18 protein-coding genes are annotated in these 25,622 nt (G+C 62.2%); 7 read left to right on the top strand and 11 right to left on the bottom strand.

Translation table 11 applies throughout. The features are described 5' to 3' along the window. The first annotated feature begins 47 nt into the window (after positions 1-47). Entirely contained in the window at positions 48-2,414 is a 2,367-nt protein-coding gene (locus AC3FKG_RS02950; RefSeq protein ID WP_488742378.1) for an AAA family ATPase, read from the top strand. Then, on the top strand, positions 2,411-3,700 hold the full coding sequence (locus tag AC3FKG_RS02945) for an McrC family protein (RefSeq protein WP_488742377.1): 1,290 nt from the start codon (positions 2,411-2,413) through the stop codon (positions 3,698-3,700). Before AC3FKG_RS02950 ends, AC3FKG_RS02945 begins: the two co-directional genes overlap by 4 nt. A 96-nt stretch (positions 3,701-3,796) precedes the next feature. On the opposite strand, the gene AC3FKG_RS02940 is transcribed toward AC3FKG_RS02945, so the two are convergent. The 3 genes from AC3FKG_RS02940 to dsdA are packed head-to-tail and all read right to left on the bottom strand — an operon-like array spanning position 3,797 to position 8,087. Next, on the bottom strand, positions 3,797-5,350 hold the full coding sequence (locus tag AC3FKG_RS02940; RefSeq protein WP_488742376.1) for a M81 family metallopeptidase: 1,554 nt from the start codon (positions 5,348-5,350) through the stop codon (positions 3,797-3,799). A gap of 34 nt (positions 5,351-5,384) precedes the next feature. Beyond that, complete coding sequence (locus AC3FKG_RS02935) at positions 5,385-6,704, bottom strand: MFS transporter (RefSeq protein WP_488742375.1); 1,320 nt, start codon at positions 6,702-6,704, stop codon at positions 5,385-5,387. A gap of 42 nt (positions 6,705-6,746) precedes the next feature. After that, positions 6,747-8,087 (bottom strand): D-serine ammonia-lyase, encoded by a 1,341-nt coding sequence (gene dsdA, locus AC3FKG_RS02930; protein ID WP_488742374.1) that lies wholly within the window; start codon positions 8,085-8,087, stop codon positions 6,747-6,749. A 97-nt stretch (positions 8,088-8,184) separates the two neighbouring features. Here dsdA and AC3FKG_RS02925 point away from each other — a divergent pair, with 97 nt between their 5' ends. Next, positions 8,185-9,159 carry a LysR substrate-binding domain-containing protein gene (locus AC3FKG_RS02925; RefSeq protein ID WP_483711542.1) on the top strand — a complete coding sequence of 325 codons (975 nt, stop codon included), beginning with the start codon at positions 8,185-8,187 and terminating at the stop codon, positions 9,157-9,159. A gap of 132 nt (positions 9,160-9,291) precedes the next feature. On the opposite strand, the gene AC3FKG_RS02920 is transcribed toward AC3FKG_RS02925, so the two are convergent. The 4 genes from AC3FKG_RS02920 to AC3FKG_RS02905 all read right to left on the bottom strand — a co-directional run bounded on the left by AC3FKG_RS02920 (position 9,292) and on the right by AC3FKG_RS02905 (position 14,986). Beyond that, positions 9,292-10,998: an ATP-binding cassette domain-containing protein gene (locus AC3FKG_RS02920; protein ID WP_488742373.1), complete on the bottom strand. Its 1,707-nt coding sequence runs from the start codon at positions 10,996-10,998 to the stop codon at positions 9,292-9,294. Between the two features lie 723 nt (positions 10,999-11,721). Next, positions 11,722-12,681 (bottom strand): tripartite tricarboxylate transporter substrate-binding protein, encoded by a 960-nt coding sequence (locus AC3FKG_RS02915; RefSeq protein WP_483711541.1) that lies wholly within the window; start codon positions 12,679-12,681, stop codon positions 11,722-11,724. A gap of 515 nt (positions 12,682-13,196) precedes the next feature. Then, positions 13,197-13,517, bottom strand: a complete 321-nt coding sequence (locus AC3FKG_RS02910; protein ID WP_483709369.1) for a hydroxyquinol 1,2-dioxygenase — start codon at positions 13,515-13,517, stop codon at positions 13,197-13,199. A gap of 275 nt (positions 13,518-13,792) precedes the next feature. Further along, positions 13,793-14,986, bottom strand: coding sequence for a patatin-like phospholipase family protein (locus AC3FKG_RS02905; protein WP_488742414.1), 1,194 nt, complete (start codon positions 14,984-14,986; stop codon positions 13,793-13,795). Positions 14,987-15,490: 504 nt separating this feature from the next. Between AC3FKG_RS02905 and dapA the strand changes: the two genes are divergently transcribed. Together dapA and AC3FKG_RS02895 are read left to right on the top strand one after the other, a co-directional pair. Beyond that, positions 15,491-16,459 (top strand): 4-hydroxy-tetrahydrodipicolinate synthase, encoded by a 969-nt coding sequence (gene dapA / locus AC3FKG_RS02900; RefSeq protein WP_488742372.1) that lies wholly within the window; start codon positions 15,491-15,493, stop codon positions 16,457-16,459. 177 nt (positions 16,460-16,636) lie between these two features. Beyond that, the gene (locus tag AC3FKG_RS02895; RefSeq protein ID WP_488742371.1) at positions 16,637-17,437 is read left to right on the top strand and encodes a helix-turn-helix transcriptional regulator; all 801 of its coding nucleotides are present in this window, start codon (positions 16,637-16,639) and stop codon (positions 17,435-17,437) included. A gap of 29 nt (positions 17,438-17,466) precedes the next feature. On the opposite strand, the gene AC3FKG_RS02890 is transcribed toward AC3FKG_RS02895, so the two are convergent. The 4 genes from AC3FKG_RS02890 to AC3FKG_RS02875 all read right to left on the bottom strand — a co-directional run bounded on the left by AC3FKG_RS02890 (position 17,467) and on the right by AC3FKG_RS02875 (position 22,413). Then, positions 17,467-18,702, bottom strand: coding sequence for an acyl-CoA dehydrogenase family protein (locus tag AC3FKG_RS02890; protein WP_488742370.1), 1,236 nt, complete (start codon positions 18,700-18,702; stop codon positions 17,467-17,469). Positions 18,703-18,720: 18 nt separating this feature from the next. After that, positions 18,721-19,794: a phosphotransferase gene (locus tag AC3FKG_RS02885; protein WP_488742369.1), complete on the bottom strand. Its 1,074-nt coding sequence runs from the start codon at positions 19,792-19,794 to the stop codon at positions 18,721-18,723. A gap of 71 nt (positions 19,795-19,865) precedes the next feature. Continuing rightward, on the bottom strand, positions 19,866-20,777 hold the full coding sequence (locus AC3FKG_RS02880; RefSeq protein WP_488742368.1) for an SMP-30/gluconolactonase/LRE family protein: 912 nt from the start codon (positions 20,775-20,777) through the stop codon (positions 19,866-19,868). 40 nt (positions 20,778-20,817) lie between these two features. Continuing rightward, a complete protein-coding gene (locus tag AC3FKG_RS02875; protein WP_488742367.1) occupies positions 20,818-22,413 on the bottom strand; it encodes a class I adenylate-forming enzyme family protein in 1,596 nt (531 codons plus the stop codon). Between the two features lie 537 nt (positions 22,414-22,950). On the opposite strand from AC3FKG_RS02875, the gene AC3FKG_RS02870 reads away from it, so the two are divergent. Continuing rightward, on the top strand, positions 22,951-24,129 hold the full coding sequence (locus tag AC3FKG_RS02870) for an alkaline phosphatase family protein (protein WP_488742366.1): 1,179 nt from the start codon (positions 22,951-22,953) through the stop codon (positions 24,127-24,129). Positions 24,130-24,131: 2 nt separating this feature from the next. After that, entirely contained in the window at positions 24,132-25,400 is a 1,269-nt protein-coding gene (locus AC3FKG_RS02865) for a cytochrome-c peroxidase (RefSeq protein WP_488742365.1), read from the top strand. Positions 25,401-25,622 lie beyond the last annotated feature (222 nt).

The raw sequence follows: 25,622 nt of genomic DNA, 5'->3' as shown, positions 1-25,622 counted from the left end.
TGTCCGCTTGCCCTCGCAAGGTATAACTTGGCCGACTATTCCCTGGTATGAATCCGAAGACCAATGACAACTTCCAGCGCCTGTTGAAAGAACTAGAGGCAATGGGACCGGCGGCGAACTACGCGCCAACAAGCGCCGCCGAATATCAGACATTCATCGAACGTTTTCCTGCCGATCGGCTGCAGGATATGAATGTGGGCGAGTACTGTATTGGAAAGGGTGACAGCAACTCGTTTTGCTGGTGGCTAGAGCAAGGACTTCGGCCGGTGCTCGGCCGCTATTTGCCAGGAACATCGCGTGGGCATCTGCTTTACTTTCTTGAGGACGGCAGCGTCTACAAGCACCGCCGCCTGAAGGATATGTCCGACGAAGCCGCGCTGGCGTACACCCTTCGCGTGCAAGCGTGTATCGCCAAGGCAGACGTGACGCAAGACCTGTCGTGGATTGATGACGATACGCAGATATACCAGCGTGCAATGGTGCCCCCTCGTTGTACCGTGGGCGACGGTCGTAAGCTTCGTCTGCTGGCGGCTTATCATCCGAACGAGATGTTGCCCATCTGCTCGTCAGAGCATGTCGGACATTTTTTAGTCGAGCTTGGTTACCCGGCAACGGAAATCCCGGCGGCACGGCGACCCGTCGCACGAGCCATGCTCCTGTTGGAGTATTTGCGGCTTGTACGCCAGACATATCCTGACGTGACTCCCGTGGGATTCATGCGGGCCTTATACAGCAAGGGGCTGGGCATTGCTCCAGTAAAGGAGAAGGAGGCGCCCGACGACGCTGACCCGGAAGACCCAGTGGAAGAGAGTCCGACGGCGTTTCAACTTGCCCAGCTCCCGGTGCCGCTTAACCAGATCCTCTATGGTCCTCCTGGGACCGGCAAAACGTTCGCCACTATCAATGCTGCAATGGAGATCCTAGATCCCGGATTCTTGCAGGCACACGGCGAAGATGATCAACGTGAAGCATTGACGGCGCGTTTCCGCGAGTTGCAGGAACTGCAGCGCGTGCAATTTGTGACATTCCACCAAAGCTTCAGTTATGAGGATTTCGTGGAAGGCCTGCGTGCCTTCACTGACGACGCAACAGGCCAGGTTCGCTACGAAATCCGCGACGGCGTTTTCAAGCGGTTGTGTGACGCCGCCAAGGCCAAGGTCGTAACCAGACGCGGCGACGACGATACACTGAGCATCGCGGGGCGCAAGATTTGGAAGATGTCATTGGGAAATACCCTGGGAGAAGACGCGGGGATTTTCGACGAGTGCATCAAGGATGGCGTGGCCTTGCTAGGATACGGTGGCGCCGTCGACTTTAGCGGATGCCGGAGCCGAAAGGATGTCGTGGCGCGGTTTAAGGACGCCGGCGAGTCAATCACAAATTCGAGCACCGATTACGCGGTTACCAGTGTATCGGCATTCGTGACGCGCATGAAAGTCGGCGACCTGTTGATCATCAGCGATGGCAACTTCAAGTTCCGTGCCATCGGTGAAATTACCGGCGACTACCAGTTCCGCCAGCATGACGTTTATGAGGATGCCTACTGTCAAGCTCGCACGGTACGGTGGCTGCGACAGTACGAACCTTCATTGCCACATACCGAGCTGATGAAGTCTCAATTCAGCCAGATGACGCTGTACGAGCTGCGTGGGCATTCGATCGATCTTGGGAAGCTCCAGACACTGCTGAACACTGCCGAGGCACGTGCTCGAGGTGAAGCCGCACCCGCGGAAGGCGAACCACGTGTATTGGTAATCGATGAGATTAACCGTGGCAATATCTCACGCATATTCGGCGAGTTGATCACGCTGATCGAACCGAGCAAGCGCGCGGGGGCATCCGAGGCGACGGAGGCGGTGTTGCCCTATTCGAAGGATCCCTTTAGTGTCCCGGACAACGTTTACTTGATTGGTACCATGAATACGGCCGACCGGTCACTGACGGGTCTGGATATCGCGCTTCGGCGGCGTTTTGTGTTCCGCGAGATGCCGCCGACGCCGGCACGCTTGAAGGGGGTCAATATCGAGGGCATTGACGTTGCATTGCTTCTCGCCACATTGAACCAGCGTATCGAAGTATTGTTGGACCGTGATCATTGCCTCGGACATGCCTACTTTATGCCCCTGAAGGCTGACACGTCACTGGGAAAACTGGCTGAGATATTCCAAAATCAGGTGCTGCCGCTGTTGCAGGAGTACTTCTTCGAGGATTGGCAGCGTATCCAGTGGGTACTAAACGATCATCGCAAGCCGGCCGAGCATCAGTTCATCTCGAAACGCCCGATCGATACGGCTGAGCTGTTTGGGACTGAGGTCAACGTGTCGCAACGTACCAATATCTGGAGCGTCAACAAATCAGCCTTCCTGTCAGCCAAGAGCTATCTTGGTGTGATCGACCACGACGCCATCGCGTGAATACCGTCATTATTGTCCGGGAGCACGCGTGGCTATGCACCGAGCCCGTGTCTGCCTCCTTGGACTGCGCGCAAGTCAGCGAGAGTGCATTCGACTACCTTTGCCAGTTGAGTGAGTCGTTTGTTCGCAACGGTGCGCCAATGCTGCAGGTTGCGGGTAGGCGACGTTTGAAGCTGGACAGCTACGTGGGCGTATTGCACACCCCTTGTGGCACCACGATCGAGATTCTGCCCAAACTTCATGAAGCGGGTGACAGCCCGGCAACCTGCCGGACTTTGCTTCGCAAGATGGTGCAGGCTCTGCTTGACATACCAGCGCGCGAGGGAGAGGCGGCTCCGATTGAGCTGTTCGACGCACCGCTGACAGAATGGGTCATGAAGCGCTTTCTTGACGAACTGGACCACTTGTTGCAGCGTGGGTTGCGATTCGATTATCAGCGCATCGCGGAGGAGTCGCCTTTCCTTCGTGGCCAACTGGACTTGCGTCGTCAACTGCAACAGCCGCCAGGCAAGGCACACCTTTTTCAGATACAGCACGACATCTACCTGCCGGACCGGGCCGAAAATCGGCTACTTCGTCTTGCTCTGGACCGAGTGCGCGTCGCCACGCAATCCCCTGAGAACTGGCGATTAGCCCAAGAACTGAGCGTGCGCATGGCGGAGGTGCCCGCCAGTCGACACGTGGATCGCGATTTTGAAGCGTGGGGCACTGGTCGGCTACTTGCTCACTACCAGTTCGTTAGACCATGGTGCGAACTAATCTTGAAACAAGAGATGCCGCTGGCCTTGCTGGGTAACCACTGGGGGCTAAGCCTACTGTTTCCCATGGAGAAGCTGTTTGAGCGCTATCTGGCGGCTTGGCTGCGTCGGCATTTGCGGCGCGGTATCGATCTACGTACGCCGGCGAAGTTTGAATCACTGTGCCGCCACGAGGATCAAGCCATGTTTCGCCTGGAACCCGATATCTATATTGGCTCTGCTGGCCAGCGTTGGGTGCTGGATGCCAAGTGGAAGCGACTGAATGCGGCCGACCGCGAACACAAATACGGCATCAACCAGGGCGACCTGTATCAGCTTTTCGCGTATGGCCACAAATACTTGAATGGCAGGGGGGAAATGGCGTTGATCTACCCACGCTCCGCGTCTTTCGGAGCACCGTTACCTCCTTTTGAGTTTGAGCCCGGCTTGCAGCTACAGGTACTTCCCTTTGATCTAGACGCAGACCGTTTGCTAGGTGTCGAAATTCTTGGGTTACCGATGAATACGCCCGTGCAATCACTATCGTAGAAGGAGTCGAGGCTTCACGATGGCAACGATGGCGGGGCTGGCAACGCCTTCATATTTCGGTTGGCGACTGGTTGTCGGCGCTCAGGAGCGGGTCGCTTAGCTAGTTGATGACCTGGTTGTGTTGCTGTCATCAGATATGGCTCCGCCATCAAACTGAACCTCGTCCGACAAAGGCCAAAACTTCCCAACAAGCCTTTCACGCGGAAACGACGCAATCGCAGCCGTACTCAAGCCTTCACTGTCGACGGAGATAATCTGCTTAGCCACCGTCCGATATCCCGCGCGGAAGTGATTGGCCCCCTTGATCGCAACGACCTTGTACCCAGTGACGTCCACCCCATGCATCGCAAACGGCTCGACATCAAAGATCTGCTCCGCACGCGAAGCCACGATGACATCGACGCCGTCGATGATGAGGCGACACATCACCCCCAGGTCAAAGCGAACCCCTTCAAACATCGAACCAGGGCGATTCACGAAACGCCCATCCGTGATGCATTTCACATAGGCATCGGCCTCGATCGGCGCGCCCTGGAAGCGGCCTTGCTTACCGCCCAGTGAGACCCTGATCGTGGCACCGAGACCCGCGCGCTGTGCTTGTGCAACCACGCTGGCATCGTTAATGGACGCGAAGCAGCACGTGCCGGCGGGCGGATTGGCGTCCAGTAACGCGCGAAGCAGATGCGTGCCGTCTCCGGGTGTGCCGCCGCCCGGGTTGTCTGCGTACTCGTTGACAACGACAGGCCCCTCTGCCGCCGACAGGGCAAGGGCGACGCCCTGTGCGGGGGTCGGAAACGTCGGACGGAACGCCTCGCGATGCGACCAGATCCATTGCGCGACTTCGTCGACGCAACGCTGCGCAAGCGCGGCGTCTCCGGTTGTGGTGCACACGACCGCCGGGCAGGGGGCCGCGATATCCGCGTAGGGGAAACCGTGGAACCACGAGCAGTCGATGACGCCGGGCTGTGCGGCCAGCTTCCGGCAAACGTCGTTGACTTCCGCCGGGATGAACCCGTCTTGTGTCGTCACGATGTACGGCAGCATCGGCAGGCGTCGCATTGCGGTGACCGGTGTGAGCCCGCCCCGAATCATCTCAAGCAGCAGCGCGACGGCTTCGACGCCCCGGTCATGGAAGTCGGTATGCGGATACAGCTTGCACGGCAACGTCAGGTCGCAAGCGTCGCGCATCGCGTCCGTCATGTTGCCGTGCAAATCGTAGACCGCGGCAATCGGGACACCCGGCCCGACCAGCGCACGAACGGCAAGCGCCAGATCGCCTTCGACGTCTTCAGTGCCGTCGGCGACACCGGCGCCATGCAGGGCCAGCAGCACGCCGTCAACCGGCAGCGCAGCGCGAATGCCTTCGAGGATGTCTTGCTTCATGGCGGCATACGCGCCGGCTTCGATCGTGCCCGAGGGCGTCGCCTGCCCGACATAGGTGGGAATGAGCGTGGCGCCGGTCCTGCACGCGCCTTCGATAAAGCCGCCCACCTGATGATTCGATTTGTCGAACGCCACCAGGATCTCGTCGCCCCGATACTGCTCGAACGCGCGCAGCGGCGTCATGCCCGCGAATTCGGCGGCGTACGTGTTGGTCTCGTGGATGAGTCCGGCAACGGCCAGGCGGACGGGCAATTGGTCTGAAGTCACGGGAATGTCTCCGGAAGGTATGTTTTGCGCGCGATCAGCGATTGACCTTCTTTGGATCAAAGCTTAGGGCGATCAGGGCGCCGGCGACAAGCGCCCCGGCGATGATAAAGATGGCCGGCGCGGTGCTGTGGTACGTGTCGCGGATCCAGCCGATCAGGTACGGGCTGACGAAGCCGCCAAGGTTCGCCAGGCTGTTGATCGCACCGATGCACGCCGCTGCCGTGGCCCCGCCGAGGAATGCCGTCGGCAATGTCCACATGATCGGCGAGAAGCTGATGATCCCAGCCGCCGCGATCGACAGCGAGATCACGGCGAGTACGAGATTCTGCCCCGCGAAAACGCTCGCCACGAGCCCGAAGGCGCCCACCAGCATGATGCCGGCAAGGTGCCAGCGACGCTCTCCATGCCGATCCGAACTCCGCCCCACCAGCACCATGGCCACTACGGCCACGCAATACGGAATTGCGCTGAGCAGGCCGATCTGCACGCCACTGACCGCCCCTGCGTCCTTGATCAGCGTGGGCAGGTAGAAGCCGAGTGTGTACAACGCCATCATCGCCGGAAACGTCATCAGGATGATCTTGCAGATGCGCATGTCGCGCAGGATGCCGGTCAGTGGCATGTGTTCCCGGCCATGATCATCCTGCGCGATATCGTTCTCGATCAACTGGCGTTGCGCGGGTGTCAGCCATTTGGCGTCCTTGACGCGATCCGTCAGGATCCACAGCACGCCGATGGCCAGCGGGATCGTCGGCAGGGCTTCGAGCACAAACACCCATTGCCAGCCGGCGTGACCCCCGACCTGGTGAAAGCGCTCCAGGATCCAGCCCGACAAAGGGCTGCCGAGCAAGCCGGCGATTGGAATGCCCGCCTGGAATATGGCCGTGACCTTGGCGCGGCGGCGATTCGGAAACCAGTACGTCAGATAGAGGATCACGCCGGGGTAGAAGCCGGCTTCCGCGACGCCGAGCAGGAAGCGAACCATGTAGAACTGCCACGGTGTCGCGACAAATGCCATGAGTCCGGAGAGCAGGCCCCAGGAGATCATGATGCGGGCAATCCAGAGTCGGGCCCCGACACGATGCATGATGAGGTTGCTCGGCACCTCGAACAGCATGTAGCCGATAAAGAACAGCCCCGCGCCGAGCCCATAGGCCGCCTCGCTGAATTGCAGGTCGGCCAGCATGTTGAGCTTGGCGATGCCGATATTCACGCGATCGAGATACGCGACGACGTAGCACAGCATCAGGAACGGGATGAAGCGCAGAGCGACCTTGCGGTAGGTGGCGTCTTCGAACGCGTAAGTCTCAGTCTGCCCCCGAACGTCGGGCGAAAGCGTGGCGTGCTGCTCCATGAAAGTGTCTCCTTTTATTGTTAGGGGGCGACGACAAGAGGGTCAGGCTGCCTGTTGCATCGGGCCAGAAGCATGGCCGCCCAGCATTGCAGCGTAATCCTGGAACCGCCGAAGCTCCTCGGGCGGGACGAGCGAGCCGCCGGTGGCCCAGATCACGTGCGTGGCGTCGCGCATGTCCAGTCCGTGGTCCCGCACATACGCCTGGCCTTCGGGTGAGCTACTCAGCCAGCCCGGGCCTCCGATGCCGGCGGCCGCTGACGGTTCGACTTCCACGCCCATCGACGTGTTGAGCGCGAGCAACTGAACGTAGAGTTGATCGTCGGGGACGGTGAACACGCCGGCGAGTTGGGAGGCCATCAACGGGCTGACCAGATGGGATGCCTGGCCGACCGCGAGGCCATCGGCATCGGTCCGGTTATCCAGGCCGATGTCGTAGACGGATACGGGAGCTTGCGCACCTGAGGCCAACTGCACCAGTACGCACGGCGAGGCCACGGGCTCGGCGAAGAAGCAGTGCACATGTTCGCCGAACAGTGCCTTGAGCCCGTAAGTGATACCACCGGGTGCGCCGCCGACTCCGCAGGGCAGATAGACGAAGAGCGGATGCGCGGCATCCACGACGCGGCCGGCTTCGGCCAGTTGGCGCGCCAGTTGGCGTGCCGCGGCAGCGTATCCGAAGAAGAGCAGGGCGGAGCGCTCGTCATCCACAAAATGGCAGCGCGGCGCTGCCAGCGCCTGTTCCCGGCCCGCTGCCACGGCTTCTGCGTAGTCGCCTTCATGTTCCACGACGCGTACACCGCGTTTGCGCAGGCGGTCCTTCTTCCACGCCTTGGCGTCCGCGGACATATGCACAACCGCATCGAACCCGAGAGCGGCCGCCATCACGCCGATGCTCAGGCCAAGGTTGCCCGTGCTGCCGACCCTCACCGAGTATTGCGAGAACAGCGCGCGCGCTGCCGGCGTCGCCAGCACGCGGCGGTCACCGTCCGAGTCGAGGATGCCGTGTTCGATCGCGATGGATTCGGCAATCGCCAGCACTTCATGAAAGCCGCCGCGAGCCTTGATGGAACCGGCAATCGGTAGTTCGTCGTCACGCTTGATGAACCAAGCGCCCTCGGCGCCGACGTTGCCGACGATCGCATGCTGTAGTCGGGTGGCGGGCATCAGTTGCGATTCGACTTGCCCATGGCTTGAGGCCAGTTCCGGAAACAGCGTCGCCATGAGGGGTTCACACCGCGCAAGACGCGCCTCGGCCGATGCGATCTCTTCCGTCGACGGGGCGGACGCCGGCAGGGGTTGCCCCAGTCTCGGATTAAGCCAAAGCAGCGGCTGTCGCGATTGAAGTCTTGCTAATAGGTCGCCAGAGAGCGGCAGAGTGGCCATTACGTCCTTCCAAAGGAATTCCTTATGAGGTGTGATCGTAGGCCCTGCGCTCGTGCAAAAATAGCGATCGTTTCTAACGCAAGCATTAGCCAGGCTAATACGAATGCAGCTCGATTCCTCTGTTCTCGGGGCGCTGCGGTGTTTCGAAGCCGCGGGGCGCCTGCTGAGCTTCACCAAGGCCGCCGAATCGCTGAGCCTCACCCAAAGCGCGGTGAGCCAGCAGATTCGGCATCTGGAAGACCGTCTCGGCTACGTGCTCTTCGTGCGCCAGCCGCGCAACTTGAAGCTGACGCCAAAGGGCGAGGCGCTGTTCGAGACGACGACGCGCGCGCTGCATGACATCCAGCAGACGATTCAGCGACTCGGCCTGCCAAACGCGCCTTTGCAGGTCAATTGCCTGCCATCGTTTGCGCTGCAATGGCTGATGCCGCGTCTGACCGAGTTCCACCGGGAGCAGCCGGATGTGTCCGTGCGCCTGAAAGCCGAGTTCCAGCCGCTGGACAGGCAATCGATGGACGCGGAGGATATTGACGTGGCAGTGCGTTACGACCCGGTCCGCTACAGCCAGTTGCACGCTGACGTCTTGCTGGATGAATACCTGATTCCTGTGGCCACGCCCGAGTACCTCGCCCGGCATCCCGGGTTAGCTGATGGAGCGTCGCTCGACGGTGTCATGTTGCTGCATGACGCATCGCCATGGGTCGGCGCAGCCGAGTTCGTGGAATGGCGCACATGGCTTGAGGCGTTTCACCCGGCATGGATTGCGCATCTGGAGGGGCCGCAGTTCAATCTGTCGAGTCTTGCCATCAGCGCGGCGTTGAACCACCAGGGGGTGGCGATGGGGCGTACGGCCTTGGTCTATGACGAGATCAGGAGCGGACGGCTGGTGAACGTCTTCGGCAAGCACGTACGCGCGCCGGCGCGCTACATGCTGCTTTCTCGGAACGCTGAGGATCGGCGCGTGACTATTTTCTCTACGTGGCTCAAGGCAGAGTGCGCGCGATTCGATGCTGCGCGAATGGAGTTGCTTTCGCTGGACGGGGTGCCGGCAAAAGCCGGGCAGGGGCGTTGATTCGATAGCCCATCGATCCGACGCCGCAACTGAAGCGTGGGTGGCATGGTCGAGCCGCCAAAACGCTGTGCCGTCAGGTCGCATACCAGTAGAAGGGGCAACTGCCTGGCATGGCACGCTGCAGATCGCTGGTCACCCCGCGGCGTTCGCAACGCACGGGGAATGCTCTTGGACGCTGCCGTTCGCGACACGATATACGCGATCTGCTTCCTGGACCAGCGCATGGCGATGCGTAATCACGATTAGCGTTGGTACCCGTTGCCGGACACGGGCAAAAACTCGCGCCTCGCGTTCCGGGTCGAGCGATGACGTGGGCTCATCCAGAATGATGACCGCTGGGCGGCGCGCGAGCGCACGGCCCAGCGCAACACGCTGGCGTTCTCCCCCTGATAGGGCCCTGCCTTGAATGCCCAGTGGGCGATCCAGGATATCGCCGATTCCTTCTGCGGCGATCTCATGCAGTTCGAGCAAGGCAATGAGTTGATGCAGTGCGTGGTCTGACGGCGGATTGTCGCAGCCGTAGGTCAGATTCGCCCTGAGCGAGCCGGTGAGGATCATCGGCGCTTGAGGTGCGACAGCGACTTCGCGCGCGATATCGCTGATGGACAGCTTGCTGACGTCCGCGCCAAAGAGGTAGACCGTGCCAGCCGCGGGTCGGGCGAGTCCGAGCATCAAGTGGACCAGGCTCGATTTGCCTGCGCCCGATGGCCCAGTGAGCGCGACAAACTCTCCCCGCCTGATGGTGATGTTCACGCCCTGCAAAAGCTGCTTGTCCCCTTGTGCGATAACTGCGTGCTCGATGCGACAGACCTCGTTCGCAGTTCGGTCGATCTGCGCGTTGGATTCGCTGCGCTCGATTGGCAGCTCCAGAAGTCCGAAACTCTCGCGCAGCGCGAGATGGTTGCGGCGCAGATCGGACAACGACCCCGCAAGGTTAGTGAAAGGCATTGCTAGCGTCACGATGTAGCTAACAATCATGACGAAATCGCCTGCGCGGAATTCCGAATGGGTAACACCATACGCGGTCGTCACCGTGAAGAGGGTGAGCAACAGGCCGGTGCAGATGGATTGGGCCGCGAGCAGAAGCGCGAGGTGGGTGTTTCCGCTGGTCACTTTACCGATATAGACATCGAGCATGCGGTGCAACGCGGCGTCTTCTCTCAGGTACGCGTTGTTGACTTTGATGTCCAGCATGAATCCGAGCTTTTCAACGAGATGGCTCGACAGCATGTCGGCACCGCTGAAAATCTCTTCGTGGGCGCTCTTGCTTTTGTCCGCCAGGAACCATGTCGCGGCAAAGAGAAGCAACATGGATATGGCAAATCCAAGAGCGAACGCGCCGCCGGTCAGCTGCCACAGAACGAGGCTGGACATTATCAACTGGAGAGCAGTCGGGGCTATCGCCCAGAACACCGCAAACGTGATTGCACTGAAAGCCGCGCGACTTCGAGCGATGACTGAAACCAGCTTGCCCGGATCTTCTGCCGCCAGGCGTTGGTAATCAACCCTGATGAGTCTGGCAAAGATGGCGTTATGGAATGCGGCATCACATCTTGCAAGAATGGCCGCGGAAAGTATGGCTTTCAGCCAATCGAATGCGCGACCAGCAGTCCAGGCGAGTCCGTAGGCGGCTGCCAGAAGCACCGGCGAGCCTGTAGCGCTATGTGTGGCGTCTACAGATAGAGCATTGGTTGCCTCACGCAAGAGGTAGGGAACTAGCGTAGACAATGCCGCAGCCAGCGTTACGAATAAAGTTGCTCCGCAGAAGTGGACTGGCAAGGCTGGATATCTTCTGACCGTGATTCGGTAGGCGAGGATCCAATCCTTTAACAAGTCCATAAGTAACCTCATCGTCATGGCCTCCAGGCCACTACCGTACCCCCTCTGCGGTAACTCGATCCACCAGTGTCTGTAGCCTGCGCAGACAATCCGGCGCCACGATTGAAACGGCCCTCGCCAGTGCCCCGGCCGACCTCGGCGCCTGAGAGTGCGTTACGTGAGCTTGACGCAGCGCAAGAGGCTACAGGATTTGCTTTGGGAAGAATCTCGCTTCCGATTGAGGCCACTTTTGGCTCCGATATGCATGGCAAGTCGCCATCGGAGACATGGAACTAGACGTTGGGTACGGAATCAACCGGGTGAATTCGAAATTGGTCGCGGAAATTTCTGCTGGGCGCTCGGTTCAGTAATACGCCCGAACCGGCGGAAGCGGCGGTAATGGAATTGCAGCGGCGGTGTGCCCATGCAAGGGCTCGCCAACTGCATGACGATCCACGGCGATGGTTTTTGTGTTAGCTCTATTGCGAAATGCTTCCTGAGGGCCGCGGCAAATCGGAAAGGGGCGGAAATGAGCTGGAGATCGGATGTGGGTATGTGCGACGGGGGCCGAATGGCGGGAGGAATCTGGATCTGGCGCAACATCTCCAGTTCGGTTCGCACTAACGTGCAGTCCGGATCGTAAAGCTTAAAGGCCGTCACCTTCTTCTTATGAATCTGTTATGACGTCACCGAAGAGACCAGCCATCGCATCGAGACTGGTCGCCAGTTTGCACGCGTGCGGAATCAGTCGGCCTCAACTTTCAGGTTGCGCAACAGCGGTTGCCATTTGTCGCTCTCGGCCTTCAGCCAGTGCTGCAGCCCCTGCGGGGTCTGTTTGTCCAACGGGACGATCTGCGCACCCAATTCGGTGAGCTTGGCTACGACTGCCGGGTCCCGCAGTCCCTTCTGTAGCGCCTCCGTGATGCGCTTCGTGATGCTCGGCGACGTGCCTTTCGGCGCATAGATGCCGTGCCAGACCTTGACCTCGAAGCCTTTGAGACCGCCTTCCTGAAGCGTTGGGGCCTGGGGTAGCGCGGCAATCCGTTGCGCCGTGGTGACGCCGAAGAGCTTCACGCGACCGGCCTTGATCTGCGGAAGCGTGGCAGTCGTCTGATCACATAGCAGGTCGACTTGTCCGCCCAGCAATGCAGTAAGCGCGGGCCCGGCACCGGGATAGGGAACCGCCGTCATCTTGGTTTGCACCGACTCTTCGAACAGCAGGCCACACAATTGCGATACCGCGCCCAGGCCTGCGTTTGCCAGCGAGACCTTGTCCCGGTTCTGGCGAACATAGTGGATCAGCTCTGGTAGCGTCGAGGCCGGGAGGTCTTTGCGGCCCATCAGCGTCATGGGCACATCGGCGACTTGCCCGATGTACTCGAAGTCCTTGAGCGGATCGTAGGAGAGCTTTTTGTAAAGCGCGGGCGCTGTGGCCATCCCGTTGTGGTGAATCAGGATGGTGTAGCCGTCGGGCTGGGCGCGGGCAACGTACGCTGCCGCGACCGTACCGCCGGCGCCGACCCGGTTCTCCACGATGACACTTTGACCGAGCTCACGCGTCATGGCAGCGGCGAGCGAGCGAGAGACCACATCAGTGGGGCCGCCGGCGGAGTAAGGAACAACCAGGGTAATCGGCCTGGACGGGTACGCGTCCGTGGCGTGGGCAGTCGATGTCACCATCGCTGTGGTAAGCAGGCCAGACATGAACACACTGGCAATCCTGAGTCCAAGCATCATTGTCTCCATCTTGATTTGCCGGCACGCGAGAAACCGCCAGCGAAAGGTGCGTTGCCCGTACGATGGGAGACGCCGCCTAAAGCGGCAATTCATATTTCCGGAAGTGGACTTTTGTGATGGGTGAATGCTGCGCTGAACAACGGCGACGATGTGCCGGCGGGGAAGCAGCGCAAGAGGCCCATCGTCGGCAGCAGACCGAGGATGTGTCGGAAGTTGAAGCGAGACGTCGAGGATGTTGCACGGGGCGCCTGGCGTCGGTCGGCGCGTGGGGGCGCTTAAGGCAGGTGGCGTAGAGGGGCAGACACGTGGCAGAACCTTCGATAACGAGGGCGATGCCCCCAGTCGGTTTATCGGATGAGATGTCGGAGCGGGGTCGTATGGCAACCGTTTCCTTGAGAACACCGTTATCGCATTGGGCGGTGGCTGGCCGCAGGCATGCGGCCAGCCTCCCCGCTCGGTGCGCTTCTGAACGGAGCAGGGCGTTACGCCAGCGCGCCGTCAAGATAGGGATCGACATTGCGAGCGGGCGCGTCAGAAGGCCACTTCTGATCCAGGCCCGCCACAAAGTGGGCGCCGTCGTAATACGGATCCACATTGCGCGCACCGTCGACATATGGGCTGCGCGGTTCCTGCACCGAGCGGGCGCCTTCGGTGTACGGGTCACGTGCATCGCTGACCGAACGGGCACCATCGGTGAACGGGTCGCGTGCGCCAACGTGCGACAGGCCTGCAGCCTGTGCACCTGCGGCAGCGGCAACCAGGGCGATAGCGAGGACAAGGCGCTTGGTGATGTTGGTAGTCATGATCGATTTCCTTTAGCAATGAGTAGTGTTGAGGTCCGGCGGAGACCGCATCGTTGCAACTCGCCGCCTGGCCTTGGAAAGCATTAAAGGAAACCGATGTATCTCGCCTGTAAAGCGTGCGAGCGCCGTTTGTCGGCGCGAGTGTCATCGCCGCGGCGCGATACAGAGCGGTACAAATCCCCACCACGGACCACGCGGCAAACGCGCCGGATATCCCGTCAGAGTGACGAGAGAGTGCGGCTTCGATCGCATCAGGGCGCTTTTGGCTTCAGGCGCTAAGCCCTCCGCGAAGGCGCTTCAACCGCGCCATCCGGCATCTCCGTGCTGACCCGATGCACGGCAATCCCCTCTATCGGGTCCAGCGGCTCGCGCCACGGGGCACGCTCCAGTGCGCGTTGCGTGTCGTCGTACCCGGCCCTCCAGCGGCGCTCGATCCCGCACGTGGAGAAGTCGATATCGCGGTGCATGTCATTGCCATCGAGTTGCGGCGCGTCGAGCTCGACCACATGCATGGTCGTCCCACACCCCCAGCCGAGCAGTTCCTGCACGTCGGCCTGCACGCGTTCGCTTTCGGGGATGTGCTTGCCCAGTTCGCGGATCACATGCCGCAGGCGGTGGATCTGCCGCTGCCGTTCCAGATGGGATTCTGCCCGGCTGGAGTACTGGATATCCCGCAGCCGGCTCATCACCTGCCAGATGGAATCGGGCTCCGGGCCGCTGGCGGGCCAAAGCTGCACGGCAAAGATCAGCGAGCTGCGGCGCGGGCGGTCATCGAGAATCGCTTCCAGCGGCGTGTTCGAATAGATGCCGCCGTCCCAGTAGGGCTCGCCGTCGACCTGCACGGAAGGGAAGCCAGGAGGGAACGCCGCCGAAGCCATCACGTGATCGACGTTCAGTGGCGCGTCGCGGTTGGTGAAGTAGCGCATGCGGCCGCTGCGGACACTGACCGTGCCGACCGTCAGCCTTGTCTGCCTGGCGTTGAGGTAGTCGAAGTCGACCAGCCTCGCCAGAGTCGCGCGTAGCGGCGAAGTGGAGTAGAACGCCGCCCTGGCCAGGCCGACAGTGGCGCGTACGCCCAGCCACCACGCATCGAGGGTTGGGGTGAAGAACGAGGGAATGCCCCGGGTTGTCACCGACAGTACCCGCAGCCAGTCCTCCATCTGCCGAAGGCCGCCGCTCCCTTCGGCAGCGCCGCGATAGGCAACGCCGTCCCAGAATTGCTTGAGCCGCGAGAGCCGCTGCTCTGGTGGATTGCCGGCGATGATGGCCCCGTTGATCGCCCCGATCGAGGTGCCGATCACCCACTCCGGCTCGAGACCCGCCTCATGCAGGGACTGGTAGACGCCCACCTGATAGGCGCCGAGTGCGCCACCGCCTTGCAGTACCAGCACGACCTGGCCCGGTAGCTCCGCGAACGGCGCTCCGGCATGCGCGGGGCTGGTGCCTGGTGTTTTTGCGTTCTCGCCCATTTGCTCCCCCAGTCTGTCGTGGCACAGGGACGCCAACTGTTCGCCAGTATCGCCCTGCATTTCGAGGCCGGCAATCGCCACCACGAGGTGGCGCGGCGTCGACACTCGATCGCTTGTTTGGCGCTGGCGTCTGGACTTCAATCCGTGGCTTGGACCAGACCATGGCTCAATATCGTCTTGCTCGACTATTGTGTATTGGATGATGAAACGCCTTCCAGGCTGCGCTTGACGAGATTGCAGAGAAGCAGATAGATTGGCGCAACCATGAGCCGCCGCCTTGCCTCCCTCTCTCTTGATCTCACTGCGAACCAACCGCAGTGGGGCGCGCGCGCCAAATCCAAAAAACAGTCGCTCACCTGACCGGAGCGTGCTGTTCCGTCAGTTGAGCGACGGAACAGCATCAGTGTAGAAGACGGTCTGCCAATTTCCCCCTTACTGTCTTGAGCGCCTCTTGCTCTGTCGCTTGCCTGTGCGGTTTCCGCATCGGTCGATCCGGAGCATGCAATGCAAGAAGTGGAATATCTCTATCGTGGTATCTGGCTACCCCTGGTCACCCCTTTTCGCAACGATGAGGTGGATTACGTCGCACTGCGGCGGCTAGTGGCTTATTACCGCTGCAGCGGCCTGGCGGGACTGGTGGTGTGCGGCAGCACCGGCGAAGCCGCCGCACTCGATGAGGCGGAACAGTTGGCTGTTCTGGATACCGTGCTGGCCGAGGCCGGGGAGTTGCCGGTCATGATGGGCCTGGCTGGCAATAATCTCCGGCATGTGCTGGGCCGCCTGGACAGGATTGGCGAGCGTCCGCTGGCGGGGGTTCTGGCGCCTGCACCGTACTACATAAGACCGTCGCAGGAAGGATTGAAGGCATACTTTCGCGAGCTGGCCGATAGATCCCGGGCACCACTGTTGCTGTATGACATCCCTTACCGCACTGGGGTGACACTGAGCGCCGAAACGCTGCTCTCGCTGGCGAACCACGGCAATATCCGAGGCATCAAGGACTGCGGTGGCAACGCTGAAACCACGCAGGCGTTGATCGCCGATGGCCGCCTGGCTGTCCTTGCGGGAGAGGACCACCAACTGCTTGCCACGCTGTGCATGGGCGGGCAGGGCGCCATCGTTGCGTCAGCGCATATTCGGCCTGATCTCTTCTCGGCGTTGTGGCGCGCGGTGGCTGACCAGCGCCTGAGCGTTGCCCGCCATCTTTTCCATGCCCTGATGCCGCTGATTCGGCTTCTGTTTGCAGAACCTAACCCAGGCCCGGTCAAGACATTGCTGGCCAGGCATGGCTTGCTGTCTGATGAACTGCGTTTGCCGATGACGTCGGCTTCGACCGCGCTCGCCGAGCAATTGGCCATTGCGTGTGAAGCCTTGGATTCGGTAGACGCAAATGCGGTGTCATTGAGCGGACTGGAGGCAGCGTACTCCATACCCCTCCCGCGCACGCAATCGGCATCAATTTCGAATGACTGAGGCGAAGTAAGATCCCTGCAATCCGAAGGAGCGCTTGCCGCTGCCCATGGGAGCGACAAGTGGCACCTTTGGCCCCCGATTCCCTCGCCCCGGCGCAGGCACCCGGAGCAAGAAGATCCAGGAGAAGACAATGAAAGCAATAGCGGGATGGCCTCTTGCCGAGACCATTGTCTGCCCATGACATTGCCTGCCAACATCAGCAACCCACAGCCCGGGCACGCCGAAATGGTCAGCCGGATTATCGAGGCATCGGTCCAGTCCCGCGCGACTCGCTCACTGGATGTCGCGCTGGATGGCCTGCTCGAGGTTGGCCGGGTCATCGGCATGCCCAACCCGACCTTCATCGACAATATCGCCGCCGAGCGCCATCACGAGGAACTCCAGGCTTGCCTCGGCGTGCCCGGCGAGATGCTGCGCTGGTGGCGGGCCGAAGCGATCACGGCCAAGCAGTGCGATGTGCAGCGGACCCGCTACGAGCGAATGCCCTTCGTCAGCAGCCTGCTCGATGGCGCGGAGGCCGAACTCGGTACGGTGGACCGGTCGCTGCGGAAGGTTCACCAGCACTTCGGTATGGCGTCGAACATCATCGTGCCGGTCCATCTGCCGAGCGGCGTCACCTCGCTCGTCGGCTGGACCAGCGCCGAGCCGGGAGCCGCCGCGCGGGTGGCAGACGGGGCCTATGGCGCCTTGCTGGCCGTGGCATACACGTTTATCGACACGCTTGAGCTGCATAAGGGAAGTCCTTGCGCGAGCCGAGCCAGTGGCCGGCTGAGCAAGCGCGAGCGGGAGTGCCTGCGCCTCATTGCCGCGGGCCGCACCATGAAGGAAGTGGCGAAGACGCTGACGCTCTCGCCATTCACCGTGCGCGAATACCTTGGCAACGCCATGCGCCGCCTTGGCGCAAGGAACCTGCCGCAACTAGTCTCGCTGGCCTGGCAGCGCGGCGAGATCGACGGCGATCCCGCCACGCGCGGGTAGGGCCATACCGCTCGATCGCCTCGCCGGACTCAGCGTTGCCGGTACTTGCCGAATTCGAGCCGGGCGATGGTGCGGTTGTGCACTTCGTCCGGGCCGTCGGCAATTCGGATCGTACGGGTGACCGCGTACAGGTGCGCCAACTCGGTGTCCTGGCAGACGCCGGCGCCGCCGAAGGCCTGGATCGCATCGTCGATGATCCGGCAGGCCATGCGCGGCGCGGCGACCTTGATCATCGCAATTTCCGAGCGGGCCGCCTGGTTGCCGTCGCGGTCCATCATGTCGGCGGCTTTCAGGCACAGCAGCCGGGTCATCTCGATGTCGATGCGTGCCTCGGCGATGCGCTGCTCCCAGACGGACTGATCCGACAACCGGCGGCCGAACGCCACGCGGCTCATCAGCCTTTTGCTCATGAGTTCGAGCGCCCGTTCCGCGACGCCCACCACGCGCATGCAGTGATGGATCCGGCCCGGGCCGAGACGCCCCTGTGCGATCTCGAAGCCCCGCCCCTCGCCTAGCAGCAGGTTGCCGGCAGGCACGCGCACGTCCTTCAGGATCACCTCGCCGTGGCCGTGCGGGGCATGGTCATAACCGAAGACCTTGAGCATTCGCGTGACTTCCACGCCGGGCGCGTCCATCGGCACGAGAATCATGGATTGCTGCCGGTGTACGGGGGCAGTGGCGTCGGTCTTGCCCATGACGATGGCGATCTCGCAGCGCGGGTCGCCGACGCCGCTCGACCACCACTTGCGGCCGTTGATGACGTAGTGATCGCCGTCGCGGACGATGCTCGTCTCGACGTTGGTGGCATCCGAGCAGGCCACGTCTGGTTCGGTCATCAGGAACGCCGAGCGAATTTCGCCGTCCATCAGCGGTGCCAGCCAGCGATTCTGCTGGAACACGTCGCCGTAGCGCAGCAGGACTTCCATGTTGCCGCTGTCCGGCGCCGAACAGTTGAACACTTCTGGCGACCACGGCACTTTGCCCATGGTTTCGGCGACCAGCGCATACTCGAGGTTGCTCAGTCCCGGGCCGTCGAACCTGTAGTCGTTCACAACGGGGCCGTGGGACGGTGGCATGAACAGGTTCCACAGGCCGGCCTCGCGCGCGCGCCGCTTCAGTTCTTCGATGACGGGCACGGCCTTCCAGCGGTCGCCGCGGTCCACTTCGGCTTCGTAGCGCTGTTCGGCAGGGTAGACATAGGCCTGCATGAAGGCGTCGACGCGGTCGCGCCAGTGCGTTTGCCTGTCGGAGAGGGAGAAATCCATCGGTGCGATACCTGAGGGTTAATGGGCCATGGCCCGTTCGGCCTGCTGCCAGGCGAGATCGGCCAGCGGCTGTAGGCGCTTGATGACTTCACTGGAGTGTGCGGAACTCGCGTTTCCGCGCAGAGCACGGCCCTTGATGCCGTGGATGATCGCGGCGAGCCGGAACAGGTTGAACGCTACGTAGAAATCGTAGTGACGAATCTCCGGTCGCCCGGTGTGCTCGCAGTAGAGGTCCAGGTACTCGTCCTCGGTCGGGATGCCAGCGGCTTCCAGATCGATGCCGGCCAGACCGGTAGACGTCCGGTACATCATGGTGTGATAGGCGAGGTCGGCCAGGGGATGGCCGAGCGTCGAGAGTTCCCAGTCGAGCACCGCGATCACCCGTGGTTCGCCTCGGTGAAAGATCATGTTGTCGGCGCGGAAATCGCCATGGACGAGGGCGGTTTCCTCTCCCGGCGGAATATTCGCCGGCAGCCATTCGATGAGACGGTCGAGCGCCGGCACTCGGCCCGCCTGTTCGTCGCCAAGGTATTGCTGCGCGAAGCGCGCGATTTGCCGCTGAATGTAGTTGCCCGGCTGCCCGAAATCGCCCAGCCCCAGGGCCTGGGGATTGAGCGTATGTAGGCGGGCCAGGGTGCGGTTCATCGCCATGAAGCAGGTCCTGCGCTCCTCGCGGGACGTGGTCGGCAAGGTCGCGTTCCAGAAGATCCGGCCCTCGACGCATTCCATGATGTAGAACCAGCTGCCAATCACGGATTCGTCCGTGCACATGCCGAAGGCGCGGGCTACCGGTACGCCGCTGTCGTGCAGCGCGGAGATGACGCGGTACTCGCGGTCGATCGCGTGCGCGGAGCGGGCGAGCACGCCTGACGGCCGGCGGCGCATGACGTAAACGCCCCCGGGTGTGGTCAGCCGGTAGGTAGGGTTCGACTGGCCGCCTTTGTACTGATCGATCGTCACGGGACCGACGAATCCCGGGATATGGGCGGCCATCCATTCGGACAACCGTTTTTCATCGAAGCGATGTGCTTCCCGTATGGGCATGACGCCCGCGTTCTGTTCGGTCCAGGTACTGGTGGCTTGTTCGGTCATGATTTTATTGCGGCCTTGGCGTGGGCGGCGGCTTGCCGCCCGGCTGGCTGTGAAGATTGGAACTGGCCTGTTCAGGCGTAGTGGGCGAGACGCAGTCCCGGGCGCTCCCAGCGGGTCCTGATCAGCTTGCCGGTGGCGGACAGCGTGATCCACGCATCGCGCATGTCCGCGCCGCCAAAACAGATGTTGGTCGTGATGACATCTGGCAGGGGGAAATGGGTGACCGCACCCGTGCCCGGGTCCACCGAAGCGATGCCATGGTTCTCGACCAGTGCCGCCACGCAGACATGCCCGTCGGCGGTGACGGCCAGGGAGTCCAGCCATTGGCGGCCGGGGAAGGAGGTCACCACACGTCCGGAGCTGGGCCAGGACGGCGCTGCCTCGCCCGCGCCGGTGAGGTCCAGGGCGAGCAGCAGGCGCTCGCTCGTCAGCGCGACATACAGCGTCTTGCCGTCGGGGGCGAGGCCGCAGCCATTCGGCCGCAGGAGCCCGCGCGCCACCGCCCGGATCGAGGAGCCGTCGGCCTTTGCGTAGAACACGCCGCCGACATCTACCTCGTGTTCCCGGCTCTTGCCGCAGTCGGTGAAATAGAAGCCGCCCTGGTTGTCGAAGACGAGATCGTTCGGCCCCTTCAGCGGGATGCCGTCGCAACTGTCGTACAGGCGCTCTACGCGGCCGCTGTCGAGGTCGACCACTTCGATGCGGCCGCCCGAGTAATCCGCCGGCTGGCGTCCCGGGAAGAGCAGTCCGTCGTGCTCGGTCCAGGCAAAGCCGCCGTTGTTGCACACGTAGACGCGGCCGTCGGGGCCGATCGCCGCACCGTTGGGCCCGCCACCCAGGTCCGCGATGGTTTCCCGGGTGCCGTCCGGGCCGATCCGGGTGAGCCGTCCGGCGGCGATCTCGACCACGATCACCGAGCCGTCTTTCATCCAGATGGGGCCTTCGGGAAAGCGAAGGCCTTCTGCAACGATCTGGTAGTCCATGCAGTGTTCTCCGTTGGGGTAAGGGTTGTGGCGACGCCGCTCAGTTGTCCCGCAGTTCCCGTCGCAGGATTTTCCCGGACGGAGTCTTGGGCAGTTCGTCGACGACTCGCATCTCGCGCGGGCACTTGTAGGCGGCCAGGCGCGTGCGGCAATGGGTAAGAAGCTCGTCCGGCGTCGCCCGAGCGCCGGGTCGCAGGCTGACGACCGCGCGAACCTGTTCGCCGCGATAGGCGTCGGGGATGCCGACCACGGCCGCCTCGCGGACCGCCGGATGGGTGTAGAGCACGTCTTCGACTTCGCGAGGCCACACCTTGAAGCCGCTCGCGCTGATCATGTCCTTCTTGCGATCGACGATGTAGTACCAGCCGTTTTCGTCGCGGAAGCCGATGTCGCCGGTCCGGAAGCCTTCCGGCCGAAGGGCCTCGGCGCTTTCCGCGGGCTTGCGCCAGTAGCCGGCGCACAGCGTCGGTCCGGACACCACGATTTCGCCGATTTCGCCGGCGGCCGCCGGTTGACCGTCGCTGTTCTCGATCCACGCGCTCATGCCCGGCATGACTGGCCCGATGGACAACGCACCGCTTGCCGCGTCGACCGGAATGGGCTCGCCCTGAGGTGTCCTGTGCGTGGCGATAAGCGTTTCCGTGAGGCCGTAGCCGATCTGGATCGGCGTGCCCAGGAAGGACTCGACCACGCGGATCAGGGCAGGTGGCGTCGGTGCGCCACCCGAGCCTGCCACGCGGATGCTGGCCATGTCCCAGGGGCCGGCGCCCGGCACGTTCATCATGGCGATGTACGCGGTCGCCGCGCCGGAGACATGTGTGGCGCCATGCTCGCGCACCGCTTCCACCATCACCGCGGGATCGAAGCGATAGGTCAGGATCAGGCAACCCGATACGCAGAGGCACAGGTTCACCTGCATCGTCAGCCCGGTGACGTGGAACAGTGGCGCCATGCCGAGGAAGCGCGCGCCGCTCGGGGTGTCGCTGGACCGGCGGATCATTCCCACGCCTGCGACAATGTTCTGGTGCAGGATCTGGGCGCCCTTGGGTGTGCCGGTAGTGCCCGAGGTGTAGACGATATAGGCTAGGTCGCTACCAGCGAGGTCGATCGCCGGGGGACTTGCGCCCTCATGCCGGGCAATTTCCGTCGACATGTCCGGCAGGCCTTTCGCCGTGCGCGGCAGGGTGTCCGGCAGGACGCGCGCATCGTTGCGCGTCTGGAAGTCGAAAGGCGATGCGCCGAGCACCAGGCGGGGCCGGTGCACGCTCGTGGCCAGCATTGCGTAGACGTCGCGGTACCGATCCGGAAGCATCACCACGGTATGCGGCTCGACATTGTCGAGGAGCAGAGACAGCTCGCGCTCGCGATTCATGATGTTGATCGGTACGGCGATACCGCCCGCCTTCCAGGCGCCGAGCATGGCGATGTGGAAGTGCGGCATGTTCTGCAGGTAGATCATGACCCGGTCGCCGCGGACGAACCGGTGCTCGAGCAGCAGCGCGGCGAAGGCGTCGCTCAGTCGATCGAGTTCGGCATAGGTCAGCGCCGCGTCGAAGTATTGAATCGCTGCGGCGTCTGGCGTGCGCCGGACTGCTGCGCGAAACATCTCCAGGGCATTGCCAAGGTCCCGGTCCATCCCTGTCTCGTGCGGGGCGGGGTGGGAATGGTGCGTGTTCATGAGGCTCCTTTCTCGACGGCTGCCAGAGTGGCTGGCGACGCGGGAAGAGTCTATGAACCGCCTTGGGGAGGGGGCAATCCCTACAAAATCAGGGACGAGGTAGGCCTTCCTTCTCTGACATCGGACGCAAATTGGCTCGGCGGCGATGGGCACGCCAGTTCTGTAGTTCGCATTGTTTCGAGTTCGTTCATGAAAGGCATCGCGAGGGGCGCCCGGACAGCGTCCCGGTGCAACCCGTTTCATTGGTTTGTCATCGAATATCCAGACAATCCCCACTCCCGAGGTGACTAGTCAACAGTCGAGCCTTGGGCATGACAAAACCATGGCAAGGGCGCCCCCACAAGAGCCCGGCCGATCCGGGAGTTATCAATGCTGTTCAAGAGCCGATATTCGTTCGGCGGGTTGGGCCGAGCCGCCTGCGCGCTGATTTCTTGTGTCACGGTTGCTGGTGCCCTAAGCGCCTGCAACAGCGCTGGCGACAGTGCGCCGCCGGCCATGCAGTCAATCAAGCACGTCTTCGTGCTGACCATGGAAAACAAGAACTACAACGACACCTTCGGCTCCAGCACGCAGGACCCCGACCTGCAAACCATGGCGAAGCAGGGTGCGCTGCTGACCCAGTACTACGGTACTGGGCACGTCAGCCTGGACAACTACATCGCCATGATGAGTGGCCAGCCCTCCACCAAGGAAACGCAGAGCGATTGCTTCCAGGGCTTCAACGACGCGATCGCCGACGGCTGGGACGCCGGCAATCCGAAAGTGCTGAAGACGAAGAACGGCATGGGCTGCGTGTATCCCAAGGAAGTGAAGACCTTCGCCAACCAGCTGGATAACCTGGGCATGACCTGGAAAGGCTACATGGGGGACATGGGCAACGACCCGGCCCGTGAGTCGGCGACCTGCGGCCATCCGAAGATCGGCGCCATCGACAATACCCAGTCCCCTCAGGCACCGACGGCCGACGTTCCGAAGGGCGACCAGTACGCGACCCGCCATAATCCGTTTGTCTATTTCCATTCGATCATCGACAACCAGAGCTATTGCGATAGCCACGTCGTGAACCTGGAGGCGAACCTGGTAAATGACCTGAAGTCGATTGACACCACCCCCAATTTCGTGTTCATCACGCCGAACCTCTGCGATGACGGCCACGACGGCGATGGCACCGGCGCCAAGCCCTGTGTCAACGGTGACAAGGGCGGCCTGTTTTCGATCAACGCCTTCCTGAAAAAGTGGATCGCGATCATTCAGGCGTCGCCCGCGTACCAGAAGGACGGCCTCATCATCATCAACTTCGATGAATCGGCCGACATCGTTCCGGCCGGCTCGACGACCGCCAACGGCGTGACGACGGTGACGCTGAATCTGCCCGGCGATGCGTGCTGCGGCCAGCAGGCTGGCCCCAACGTCACGCGACCGGACGATGCGATCCTGGCGGTTTCGCCGAGCTTGCAATATAAGCTGCACTATCAGGGCGTGGGGGGCGACCGTGTCGGTGCTGTCATGCTCTCGAAGTACATCAAGCCTGGTACGGTGAGCAACACGCCGTACAACCATTATTCGCTGCTCAAGAGCCTGGAGAACATCTTCCAGACCAATGAGTACCTGGGCTACGCCGACGACAAGAACCTGGCGGCTTTCGGTACCGACATCTTCACCAACCTGCAGTGAACATGAACTGGCGCAAGGCGGGAGCCGCCCTTATCGCGGCGGCCGCTTTTTGCCTGAGCGCATGTGGCCGCGAGTCGAAGCCTGCCGCCGCGCCCTCCGGCAAGGCGGTGGCCGAACTCGGCCGGCTGGCATTCTCTGACGCTTCGCTGTCGGCGTCGGGTCGTATGTCGTGTTCGAGCTGCCATAGTCCCGACCACGCTTACGGTCCGCCCAATGCACTGGCCGTGCAACTGGGCGGGCCGGACCTGCAGGCCCACGGCACCCGGGCAGTGCCGTCGCTGCGCTATCTGCGGCGCACGCCAGCCTGGTTCAAGACTTACCAGTCGAACCTGCGCGAGCGCCTGACCGATACCGACAATGTCCCTGTTGGCGGTTTTACCTGGGATGGCCGCTTCAACACCATGGCCGAGCAAGCGGCGGCGCCGTTGCTGGCCGCGAACGAAATGGCCAATCCGGATATTGAGGCCGTGGTGGAGCGCCTTGCCAGGAGTGCCTACGCGCAGCGATTCCGCGAAGTCTTCGGCCCTGACATCTTCTTCCGGCCCGAGGCAGCCTTCAAGGCTCTGGGCCAGGCATTGCAGCGCTTCCAGCTTGACGACCCGAGCTTCCAGCCCTACGACAGCAAGTTCGATCTTTACCTGGACGGCAAGGTGGAACTCAGCGCGCAGGAGCTGCGCGGCCTCAAGCTGTTCAAGGATCGGGATGGCGGCAATTGCGCCGCCTGCCACATCGTTGAGCCTGGCGCCAACGGCGCGCACCCCCTGCTGACCGATTTCAGCTTCGCGGCGATCGGCGTGCCGCGCAATCCGGAAATTCCGGCCAACGCCGATCGTGACTACTACGACATGGGGCTGTGCGGCCCTGCACGGACCGACCAGAAGCAGGAGCAGGCCTATTGCGGCATGTTCAAGACACCCACGCTTCGCAACGTCGCCACGCGTGGGGCGTTCTTCCATAACGGGCGCTTCCACACGCTGGAAGACGCGCTGCGGTTCTATGTGGAGCGCGATACCGATCCACAAAAGTGGTATCCGCATCCCGGCAGCAAGCGCCAGTTCGACGACCTGCCGGAAGCGATGCAGGAAAATGTCGATCGCATCAACGCACCCTTCACGCTTCATCGGGGCGAACAGCCGGTCTGGTCCGAAGCCGATATCCGCGACGTGATCGCTTTCCTCGGAACACTGAACGACGGCTATGCGCCACAGAGCGCCAGTGTCGACTCGTATGCTGCCGAGCGCCTGCCTCATCAGGCGGGTATGACGCGCTGAACGATGGCGCTAGCCACCGCCTGCCTGAGGCTGGCGGCGCCAAAATTCCATAGTGCCGATGCCGGGCCATGCGATACGACTCGCGCCGCTGTCATCGCCCTGTCATGCCGGCCTCCGACAATGCGCAGCAAAGCAGGGGGCCGAGCCTTCCCGGCTGCCCGCGTGACGCGGCGCAGCGACGGAATGTCTTGACTCCCGATTTTTTCCGCCTTCAATGAAAAC

The organism is Cupriavidus sp. 22TCCZM04-2 (assembly GCF_057798895.1).
This window is presented reverse-complemented; position numbering and strand designations above follow the sequence as displayed.

Coding starts and splice junctions, on each gene's coding strand:
- AC3FKG_RS02920 (WP_488742373.1), bottom strand. CDS start 10,998: ATGGACTTGTTAAAGGATTGGATCCTCGCCTACCGAATCACGGTCAGA.
- AC3FKG_RS02905 (WP_488742414.1), bottom strand. CDS start 14,986: ATGGGCGAGAACGCAAAAACACCAGGCACCAGCCCCGCGCATGCCGGA.
- dsdA (WP_488742374.1), bottom strand. CDS start 8,087: ATGGCCACTCTGCCGCTCTCTGGCGACCTATTAGCAAGACTTCAATCG.
- AC3FKG_RS02865 (WP_488742365.1), top strand. CDS start 24,132: ATGAACTGGCGCAAGGCGGGAGCCGCCCTTATCGCGGCGGCCGCTTTT.
- AC3FKG_RS02890 (WP_488742370.1), bottom strand. CDS start 18,702: ATGGATTTCTCCCTCTCCGACAGGCAAACGCACTGGCGCGACCGCGTC.
- AC3FKG_RS02895 (WP_488742371.1), top strand. CDS start 16,637: ATGACATTGCCTGCCAACATCAGCAACCCACAGCCCGGGCACGCCGAA.
- dapA (WP_488742372.1), top strand. CDS start 15,491: ATGCAAGAAGTGGAATATCTCTATCGTGGTATCTGGCTACCCCTGGTC.
- AC3FKG_RS02870 (WP_488742366.1), top strand. CDS start 22,951: ATGCAGTCAATCAAGCACGTCTTCGTGCTGACCATGGAAAACAAGAAC.
- AC3FKG_RS02880 (WP_488742368.1), bottom strand. CDS start 20,777: ATGGACTACCAGATCGTTGCAGAAGGCCTTCGCTTTCCCGAAGGCCCC.
- AC3FKG_RS02875 (WP_488742367.1), bottom strand. CDS start 22,413: ATGGACCGGGACCTTGGCAATGCCCTGGAGATGTTTCGCGCAGCAGTC.
- AC3FKG_RS02885 (WP_488742369.1), bottom strand. CDS start 19,794: ATGACCGAACAAGCCACCAGTACCTGGACCGAACAGAACGCGGGCGTC.
- AC3FKG_RS02950 (WP_488742378.1), top strand. CDS start 48: ATGAATCCGAAGACCAATGACAACTTCCAGCGCCTGTTGAAAGAACTA.
- AC3FKG_RS02915 (WP_483711541.1), bottom strand. CDS start 12,681: ATGTCTGGCCTGCTTACCACAGCGATGGTGACATCGACTGCCCACGCC.
- AC3FKG_RS02935 (WP_488742375.1), bottom strand. CDS start 6,704: ATGGAGCAGCACGCCACGCTTTCGCCCGACGTTCGGGGGCAGACTGAG.
- AC3FKG_RS02910 (WP_483709369.1), bottom strand. CDS start 13,517: ATGACTACCAACATCACCAAGCGCCTTGTCCTCGCTATCGCCCTGGTT.